This is a genomic window from Lacticaseibacillus songhuajiangensis (assembly GCF_003946025.1).
Classification (GTDB): Bacteria; Bacillota; Bacilli; order Lactobacillales; family Lactobacillaceae; genus Lacticaseibacillus; species Lacticaseibacillus songhuajiangensis.
The window spans coordinates 1-8,519 of record NZ_RHNR01000066.1; the positions used below are offsets into that span (position 1 = coordinate 1).

Below are 8,519 nucleotides of genomic sequence, written 5' to 3' on the forward strand. Positions count from 1 at the left end.
GCCAGCGGAAGACCGCGATAGCGGGCTGAAGCGGTCCCCGCCCGACGTAGTTCCCGGAGCGTAGCCCAAGCGCACCACCACCGGAGTTGCCGACCCCACCGCCTTGCGGCGGTATGAAAACAGCTTAAAGTGCAGGTCGCACCCTTGCGGGCGCGGACTTACACTGACGGACAGCGACAAAGTGAAAGTGACTGGAACCGCTTTTTTTGTAAGCGCTGGTTTGGTATCATAGACACAATTACTTTCCGCTTCGGCGGAACGTTTCTGGAGGTAGATATTATGCAAATTGCACCATCAATTCTAAGCGCAGATTTTGGCAACCTTGCCCAGGCGGTTCGCGACGTCGCGGCTGCTGGTGCGGACCGGATTCACATTGACGTCATGGACGGTCAGTTCGTCCCCAACCTGAGCTTTGGCCCCCAGATTGTTGAAGTGCTGCGGCGCGTCACCGACTTGCCGCTGGAAGTGCACCTGATGGTTGAGAATCCTGAAAACTGGGTGAAGCCATTTGCAGAGGCTGGCGCGGACACCATTATGGTGCACGTTGAATCAACACCGCACATTCACCGGGCGCTTGCACAAATTCGGGAAACCGGAACGAAGGCCGGGGTTGTTATCAACCCAGGGACTCCAGTGTCGGCCGTTAGCTTCTTGCTGCCGAGCGTGGACCAGGTGCTCGTCATGACCGTTGATCCCGGCTTTTCTGGTCAGCATTTTATTGCTGAAAACTTGGAAAAGGTGGACGAACTCGTTACGATTCGTGATCGGGATGATGAACTCAACTACCTGGTTGAAGTCGACGGCGGTGTGAACGTTGACCGTATTCACTCCGTGGCTAGCCGTGGCTGTGACATTGCAGTTGCCGGCTCTGCGGTTTACAACGATGAGGCGGATGTGGCCACAAACATGAAGGCGCTCCGGAAGGCACAATGGTAAAGCGCATTAATCTAATGCTCGGCGGACCGAAGGAATTACTGCCGGACAATTGGCAGGACGCACCTGGCGAGTGGGGGGCTGCAGATCGTGGCAGCCTGTTTTTGCTCGAACATGGCATTAAACCAGTGTTTGCAGTGGGCGATTACGACTCGTTAACTTCCGCTGAGCACGAGCGCGTGACGACCGCCTTGACCGATTTGCGGACTTACCCGCCTGAAAAAGACTTCACCGACACGCAGGTGTGCGTGCTCCGGGCGTTAAACGATTTTGCCGCCGATGAAATTGTGCTGTACGCCGCGACAGGCGGGCGCATGGATCACCTGTTATCCAATTTGCTTCTGGCGACGGAGGACCGCTTCCGCGCGGCTCATCTGCGGATGGTAGACCGGACAAACGATATTTTATTTCTCCAGCCGGGTGTGCATCAGGTCCAAGCTCAAGCTGCTTATCGGTATCTAGGCGTCGTGCCACTCACCGCGATTGAAGACTTGAATATTAGTGGGGCAAAATACCCCTTGGCACATTGGAACAGCCCCGTCCCGTTCAGTTGGGCGTCCAACGAGTTTCTGCCCGACCAGGACGTCACCATTTGCTTTGCAAGTGGCACGGTTGCCCTGGTGTATAGCCGGGATTTGCGCGGGCAAAAGCAAGACAATTAACCCAAAGTGACTAAAAACGCAAAAAGAGGTCAAATGTGACAACTGTCACGTTTGACCTCTTTTTTAGCATAAAAAAATGGAACGATTAGGCGGCAAGCCAATCATTCCAAATCTTTTTTTGCGCTATTAAACGCGGGTAACCTTACCGGACTTAAGGGCACGAGCGGAAACCCAAACGCGCTTTGGCTTGCCATCAACGAGGATGCGAACCTTTTGCAGGTTAGCCTTCCAAGTACGACGGGAGCTGTTCAAAGCGTGGGAACGCTTGTTACCGAAGGTGGTGTGGCGACCAGTAATTACGTCAACTGCCATGATTATGACCTCCTTGTTTCATTCAAGGTATTCCTCGAATTAATCACCTGAACAGATTATCACAGCATTTTGTTCTTTGCAAGGGTTTTGTGAAGTAATATTCCTTGACAGCCGCAAACCAGCATCATTGCGCGGCTTTGGTTCCCAAGGGAGCGCCCGTATGCTAAAATGACAGGGAAACTACGCACACTTCGAGGAGGTATATTATGGCGGTCAAAATTAAGACCAAGTACGGGGTTATCGACATTGACAATTCCGTGATCGCAACCGTTGTTGGTGGCGCGGCTACCGATATTTACGGTATTGTCGGGATGGCCAGCAAGAACCAGATTCGGGACAACCTCAACGATATTCTCAACCGGGAGAACTATGCACGTGGCGTGCTAGTGCGTCAGGAAGACAATGGTGTTAATATCGAAGTCAACATTATTGTGGGCTATGGCACCAAAATTTCTGAAGTTTGCCGCAACGTTCAGGCAAAGGTGAAGTATAACCTTGAAACGATGCTTGGGCTGACAGCGAATGCCGTTACTGTGATTGTGCAGGGCGTCCGCGTCATCGGCGAATAATGATATCCCGCTGATGTATTAGGAGGTTTGTTTTTTGAAAGTTACGGAAATCACCGCGACTGAGTTTCAGAGCATGATTCGCACTGCCGCTCATCGCATTAATAAAAATGCCGAGTTTGTAAACTCGCTGAACGTCTTTCCAGTACCGGATGGTGATACTGGTACTAACATGAACTTAACCTTTCAGAGCGGGGCCAAAGCCGTGCTCGAAAGCGATGCCGACCACGTAGGCGAACTGGCCCAGAAATTGGGTAAGGGGCTGCTGATGGGGGCACGTGGGAATTCTGGGGTCATTAGTTCCCAGTTGTTCCGTGGTTTTGCGAAGTTTGTTGAGAAGAAAGCCACACTGAACGCGACCGATTTGGCCGACGCTTTTGCGGCCGGTGTCGAAACGGCCTACAACGCGGTCATGAAACCCGTTGAAGGCACGATTTTGACCGTTGCGCGTGAAGCCGCTAAGGCTGCACTCAAGTCGGCCAAGAGCACCGATGACACCGTTATCGTGATGGACGCAACGGTGAAGGCCGCGCGGCGGGCACTCGCCAAGACGCCTGACCTGTTGCCTGTACTGAAGGAAGTCGGTGTTGTTGACTCTGGTGGTCAGGGTCTCACTTTCTTGTACGAAGGCTTTTACGAAGCATTGTCTGGTGAATCCAGTGATGAAGAGTACGTGCCGGATGAACGCGAAATGGGCGAAATGGTGAATGCTACGCATCACCAGGGCGCACAGACGCAGCTGAACCCCGACGACATCGTGTACGGTTACTGTACTGAAATGATGGTCGGTCTGGGCAAGGGCGGCGCAACGAAGTCCTTTGACTACGATGCCTTCCGCGAATACCTCAGCAAGTTCGGTGATTCCCTGCTCGTGATTGCTGATGAAGAAGTCGTAAAGGTGCACGTTCATACTGAGCATCCAGGAACGGTCTTCCGCTTTGGTCAGCAGTTCGGCAGTCTTGACAAAATCAAGATTGACAACATGCGGCTTCAGCACGAAAGCATCATCGAACGCGAAGGAGAAATGGCACAGGAAGAGCAGCCACTGGCTGACTTTGCCGTTGTGACCATTGCTAGTGGTGATGGTTTAGCTGAACTGTTCAAGAGCATGGGCGTGACCTACGTTCTCAGCGGCGGCCAGACGATGAACCCAAGCACGAATGATATTTTGGACGCCATTAAGGCGGCACACGCTAAGCAGGTGATTGTGCTCCCTAACAACTCCAACATCTTCATGGCTGCCGACGAAGCTGCTAAGGAAGCCGATGTCGACGTGGCCATTGTCAAGAGCCGGACGGTAAGTCAGGGACTAACCAGCCTGCTTGCTTACAATCCAGAACGCAGTCTTGCGGAGAACGCGGCCGAAATGACCGAATCCCTGGGCAACGTGGTTTCTGGTCAGGTGACCCAGTCCATTCGTAACAGTACCATCGCCGGTCTGGAAATTCATGACGGCGACTGGATTGGCTTGATTGATGGCGACATCAAGATTGCCACGGACGACCGCCAGCAGACAACGCTGGACATGGTGAAGGCCATGCTCGACGAAGATTCTGAAATCGTGACCGTGATCTATGGTCAGGATGCGAGTGAAGAGGACGCACAGGTGATTGGCGACGCCATTGAGGATGAGTTCCCCGATGTTGAAGTTGAAATTCACGAAGGTGACCAGCCGCTCTACCCATTCCTGGTTTCCGTTGAATAGCAAGTAAGCGGGGTGATGAAGGTGAGTTTAAGCGATCCGGTAACCGTTTTGGGCGGGGTTGGTGCTAAACGTGCTGAAGGTTTGCATGCACTGGGCATTAACACCGTGGCGGACCTGCTCTTCTACTTTCCTTTTCGCTACGACGATTTGCAAGAGCGTGATCTCGAGACCGCGCTCGATGGAGAAAAAATTACAATTAAGGGGACGGTTGTGTCCGCCCCCGTCGTGAGCCGTTTTGGCGCACGCAAAACTCGGGTCAACATCCGACTGCGCGTTAATCGCGCGGTCGTGATGGTGACCTTCTTCAATCAACCGTGGCTTAAGGATAAGTTTCATGAAGATCAGCAGGTGGCCGTGTACGGCAAGTGGAATCCGAGCCACTCCGCGCTTACAGGCATGCGGGTCCTTGCCACTCAGGATGAGGACAGTCCGAGTCTGGCTGCCATCTACCCACTGAACCAGGCAGTGCACCAGAAGTTTCTGATGGGGCTCATCAAAGAGGCCTTTGAAAAGTATGGTGACCAGATTGAGTCGGTCGTGCCGCGGCAATTGCGGGATCATTTTCGCTTGCTCAGTGACCGCGACATCGTCATCGGCATGCATTTCCCGGAAACAAAGCAGCAAGCAACTGCTGCCCGGCGTAGTGCAATTTTTCGGGAGTTCTTCCTGTTTGAAGCGCAGCTGCAGTTAATCAAGACGAACAATGCGGCGCCGGCAGAGGGCTTGCGGATACCGTTTGACAACGCGCGGGTGCGTGCTTTCATTGCCACGCTGCCGTTCACACTGACCACTGCCCAAAAGCGGGTGGTGAACGAAATCTGTGCTGACATGCTCAGCGCACACCACATGAATCGCTTGCTGCAGGGTGACGTCGGGAGTGGGAAAACCATTGTCGCGGCAATTTGTATGTACGCGGCAGTCACCGCGCGCTTTCAGGCGGCGCTAATGGTGCCGACTGAAGTGCTAGCCGAGCAGCACTACAAGAAGCTCAGCAAACTGTTCGCCGATTTACCGCTGCGGGTGGAGCTGCTGACAAGTTCGGTGAAACCGGCCAAGCGACGCGAAATCCTGGCCGATTTGGCTAGCGGTGAGATTGACATCATTATTGGGACGCACGCCCTAATTCAGAAGGATGTCAACTTCGCTGCACTTGGACTCGCGATAATTGATGAACAGCACCGGTTTGGGGTCGGACAACGCGAAATTTTGCGCAGTAAGGGTCTGAAACCGGATGTTCTGGCGATGACGGCGACGCCAATTCCGCGGACGCTGGCCATCACGGCATACGGTGAGATGGATGTCTCTACGATTGACGAACTGCCGGCAGGCCGCAAACCAGTTGTGACCCAGTGGCTGCACAAGAATGAACGCGGCCGGGCAGTGCGGTTGATGCAAGATGAAATTCGCGGCGGGGGCCAGTGTTTTGTCATTACGCCGCTCATCGCGGAGTCGGAGAAAATTGATCTGCAAAATGCGGAATCGGTCTTTGAGGACCTGCAAAAGGCGTTGACAGGGCAGGGCACGGTTGCACTTCTGCACGGCCAGATGAAGCCGGAAGAGAAGGAAGCAATTATGCGCGACTTTTCCGCCGGTAAAACGCAAGTGTTGGTGTCCACAACTGTGATCGAAGTCGGGGTCGACGTGCCCAATGCCACCTTGATGGTAATTCTGGATGCCGACCGCTTCGGCTTGGCCCAGTTGCACCAGTTGCGTGGTCGTGTTGGCCGGGGCAGCAAGGCGGCCCAGTGCATCCTCATTGCTGATCCCAGCACGGAGCAAGGGATTAGCCGCATGGAAGTCATGACCAGTACTAATGACGGCTTTGTGGTCGCTCAAAAAGACTTAGAGCTGCGTGGCCAGGGGGATATTTTCGGTGCTAAACAATCGGGGATGCCCGACTTTCGTCTCGGCGATCCAGTGGGTGACTTTAACATCCTGGACGCGGCGCAGAAGAGTGCCGCTACTATTTTTGCAGCGGATCCTACGCTGAGTCAGCCGGAGAACAAGCAACTGAGCATTGCGCTGGAACGCGTGCGCATTGCCGCAAGCGGATTGAATTAGACGTGAAATTGTGAGGATGGACGGTGCACATGGCGGCATTGCTTCGACTTGCAAGATGATGTGGAGGTAAATTTGTGAAGATTGCTGTAGATGCAATGGGCGGCGATGACGCGCCAAAGACAATTGTAGAAGGCGTTGAACGCGCGCGCGACGAAAAAGCTGATTTGGAATTCATCCTGTATGGTGACGAGCAGCAGATTAAGCCGCTGCTCAAGAGCGCTGCGCACATCACCATTGTGCACACGGACGAAAAAATTGAACAGGATGAGCATCCGGTCAAGGCAGTGCGCAAAAAAAAGAATGCTTCGTTAGTGTTGGCTGCGCACGCGGTTAAGGACGGCGAAGCAGATGCCCTGTTTTCCGCCGGGAGCACAGGTGCGCTGCTTGCCGCTGGTCTGTTCATTGTTGGCCGCATTAAAGGCATTGACCGTCCTGGCCTGATGCCGACGTTGCCAGCAGTGAACAATGATCACGGTTTTGTGATGCTTGATGTTGGTGCGAATGCCGACAATCGTCCTGGTCAGTTGCAACAGTATGCCATCATGGGTAATTTCTACGCGCGCGACGTCCGCAAAATCGACAATCCACGGGTTGGCTTGCTCAACAACGGTTCTGAAGCCACAAAGGGTGACGAGCTGCATCAGGAAGCACACAAACTACTTGATGAAACGGACGGCCTCAATTTCATCGGGAACATCGAGTCCAATGGTCTATTGGACGGTGTCGCCGATGTTGTGGTAACTGATGGGTTTACTGGGAATGCGGTGCTCAAATCAATTGAAGGGACCTCCCACACATTGCTGCACGAAATTAAGCACACAATCATGAATAGTGGTGTGCGCGGCTTGTTGGGTGGTGCATTGCTGAAGAAGGGCATTGGCAGTATCGTCGACAAGTTTGACGCTTCTCGTTATGGTGGTGCAGTGTTGCTCGGTCTCAAGGCCCCAGTGATTAAGGCGCACGGCGCTGCGGATGCCCGTACGGTGTACTACACTGTCCTGCAGATTCGCGAGATGCTCGAACAGCAAACGATTACCAAGTTCATTGATTATTTCAATGAACATGACATTGCGACAAAATAATTGTTATGTTGTTTTTTTAGACGTGACAAGCGGACTGAAAAAGTCTATATTGGGTGGGAATTGATTAAAGGAGGATTATCGTGAGCGAACAGGAAATTTTCGACAAGATTTCTGCTATCTTGCAGGACCACTTCCAGCTTGAAGCAGGTCAGGTCACCAAGGAACTCAACTTTAAGAAGGACCTTGATGCTGACTCGATCGACATCGTGGAGTTCGTCCTTGAGCTTGAGGACACCTTTAACGCCGAGATCCCCGACGACGATGCGGAAAGCATCCAGACAGTCGGCGATGCGGTTGCTTACATCGCCGCACACCAGGCCTAGTCGAAGGCCTTTATATACCAGCAAGAAAGTCGCGCAGTGCGCGGCTTTTTTTGTTGGAACGAACAAACGCTGTCCGTCAGCGTAAGTCGGGAAACTTTCATCCGCAAGGATGCAGGAATTGAAAATAGTGGGGTAGACCGAAGGTCGGGTCTGGTGCGGATTGGCTTCACGGGCAGGAACTCCGTTAGCGGGGACCGTTCCAGCCGGCTACGCCGTCTTCCACTGGGGATATTGCCGCAAGCCCAGCGTCAATATCCCGCTCCCGATAAAATTGACGGTGTACCCCCCCCGACGAAAGTCATGTCGGGAATACACCGCCAATTTTATTTTCGCTAACTCCGTCCCTGCCCGCTACGCCAATCCACCCCAGACCCTAAGTGCATTCACAATACTGTGGTGGTGTTATTTCCGGGCGACGTTAACCTGATGATTTCATATCATGTGCAGTGTGACACATCAACGAACCGGTAGACACAGTGACAATGACCCAACACCTTATGTCACCGTGATTTCAATCTCTAATTGAAGTCAATCTGACTTGTACCCGTCAGTCGCGCAATCGTTAGTCGTACTGTCCCCACTCAGTAACGTGTCGGCCACGGAGGTGGTGGTGTGCTTGGGCGGAGCAGAGGGAACGGAGTCGGGCGAAAGTATTATTGTGTGAAGCCGTGGCGCGAACTTTCGCCACGGCTTCACACAATAATACCGGGAGCGCAGAGTTGACGCTGGTTTTTGCGGCAACTCTGCCAGCGGAAGACCGCGTTAGCGGGCTGAAGCGGCCCCGCCCGACGTAGTTCTCGGAGCGTAGCCCAAGCGCACCACCACTGGAGTTGCCGACCCACCGCCTAGCGGCGGTTTGAAAACAAACCCAAGCG

Annotated in this window: 8 protein-coding genes; 7 read left to right on the forward strand and 1 reads right to left on the reverse strand. The window is 53.4% G+C overall.

Features of this window, described 5'->3' with window-relative positions:
- The first annotated feature begins 279 nt into the window (after window positions 1-279).
- Both rpe and EKM97_RS11365 read left to right on the forward strand, forming a co-directional pair.
- Entirely contained in the window at window positions 280-936 is a 657-nt protein-coding gene (gene rpe, locus EKM97_RS11360; protein ID WP_125572503.1) for a ribulose-phosphate 3-epimerase, read from the forward strand.
- Window positions 930-1,595, forward strand: coding sequence for a thiamine diphosphokinase (locus tag EKM97_RS11365; protein WP_125572504.1), 666 nt, complete (start codon window positions 930-932; stop codon window positions 1,593-1,595). The genes rpe and EKM97_RS11365 overlap by 7 nt, the downstream gene beginning before the upstream one ends.
- 126 nt (window positions 1,596-1,721) lie before the next feature.
- Here the strand turns inward: EKM97_RS11365 and rpmB are convergent, their stop codons facing one another.
- A complete protein-coding gene (rpmB, locus tag EKM97_RS11370) occupies window positions 1,722-1,907 on the reverse strand; it encodes a 50S ribosomal protein L28 (RefSeq protein ID WP_054677482.1) in 186 nt (61 codons plus the stop codon).
- Window positions 1,908-2,113: 206 nt separating this feature from the next.
- Here rpmB and EKM97_RS11375 point away from each other — a divergent pair, with 206 nt between their 5' ends.
- The 5 genes from EKM97_RS11375 (at window position 2,114) to acpP (ending at window position 7,644) form a co-directional block, all read left to right on the forward strand.
- Window positions 2,114-2,476 (forward strand): Asp23/Gls24 family envelope stress response protein, encoded by a 363-nt coding sequence (locus EKM97_RS11375; RefSeq protein WP_125572505.1) that lies wholly within the window; start codon window positions 2,114-2,116, stop codon window positions 2,474-2,476.
- A 34-nt stretch (window positions 2,477-2,510) separates the two neighbouring features.
- Complete coding sequence (locus EKM97_RS11380) at window positions 2,511-4,178, forward strand: DAK2 domain-containing protein (protein WP_125572506.1); 1,668 nt, start codon at window positions 2,511-2,513, stop codon at window positions 4,176-4,178.
- Window positions 4,179-4,199: 21 nt separating this feature from the next.
- Window positions 4,200-6,239, forward strand: a complete 2,040-nt coding sequence (gene recG, locus EKM97_RS11385; protein ID WP_164507539.1) for an ATP-dependent DNA helicase RecG — start codon at window positions 4,200-4,202, stop codon at window positions 6,237-6,239.
- Window positions 6,240-6,313: 74 nt separating this feature from the next.
- On the forward strand, window positions 6,314-7,321 hold the full coding sequence (gene plsX / locus EKM97_RS11390) for a phosphate acyltransferase PlsX (RefSeq protein ID WP_125572508.1): 1,008 nt from the start codon (window positions 6,314-6,316) through the stop codon (window positions 7,319-7,321).
- An 80-nt stretch (window positions 7,322-7,401) separates the two neighbouring features.
- The gene (gene acpP / locus EKM97_RS11395; protein ID WP_125572509.1) at window positions 7,402-7,644 is read left to right on the forward strand and encodes an acyl carrier protein; all 243 of its coding nucleotides are present in this window, start codon (window positions 7,402-7,404) and stop codon (window positions 7,642-7,644) included.
- Window positions 7,645-8,519: the final 875 nt, after the last annotated feature.

Excerpts from the sequence above, each read along its gene's own strand:
- rpe (WP_125572503.1), top strand. The coding sequence starts at position 280 with ATGCAAATTGCACCATCAATTCTAAGCGCAGATTTTGGCAACCTTGCC.
- EKM97_RS11365 (WP_125572504.1), top strand. The coding sequence starts at position 930 with ATGGTAAAGCGCATTAATCTAATGCTCGGCGGACCGAAGGAATTACTG.
- rpmB (WP_054677482.1), bottom strand. The coding sequence starts at position 1,907 with ATGGCAGTTGACGTAATTACTGGTCGCCACACCACCTTCGGTAACAAG.
- EKM97_RS11375 (WP_125572505.1), top strand. The coding sequence starts at position 2,114 with ATGGCGGTCAAAATTAAGACCAAGTACGGGGTTATCGACATTGACAAT.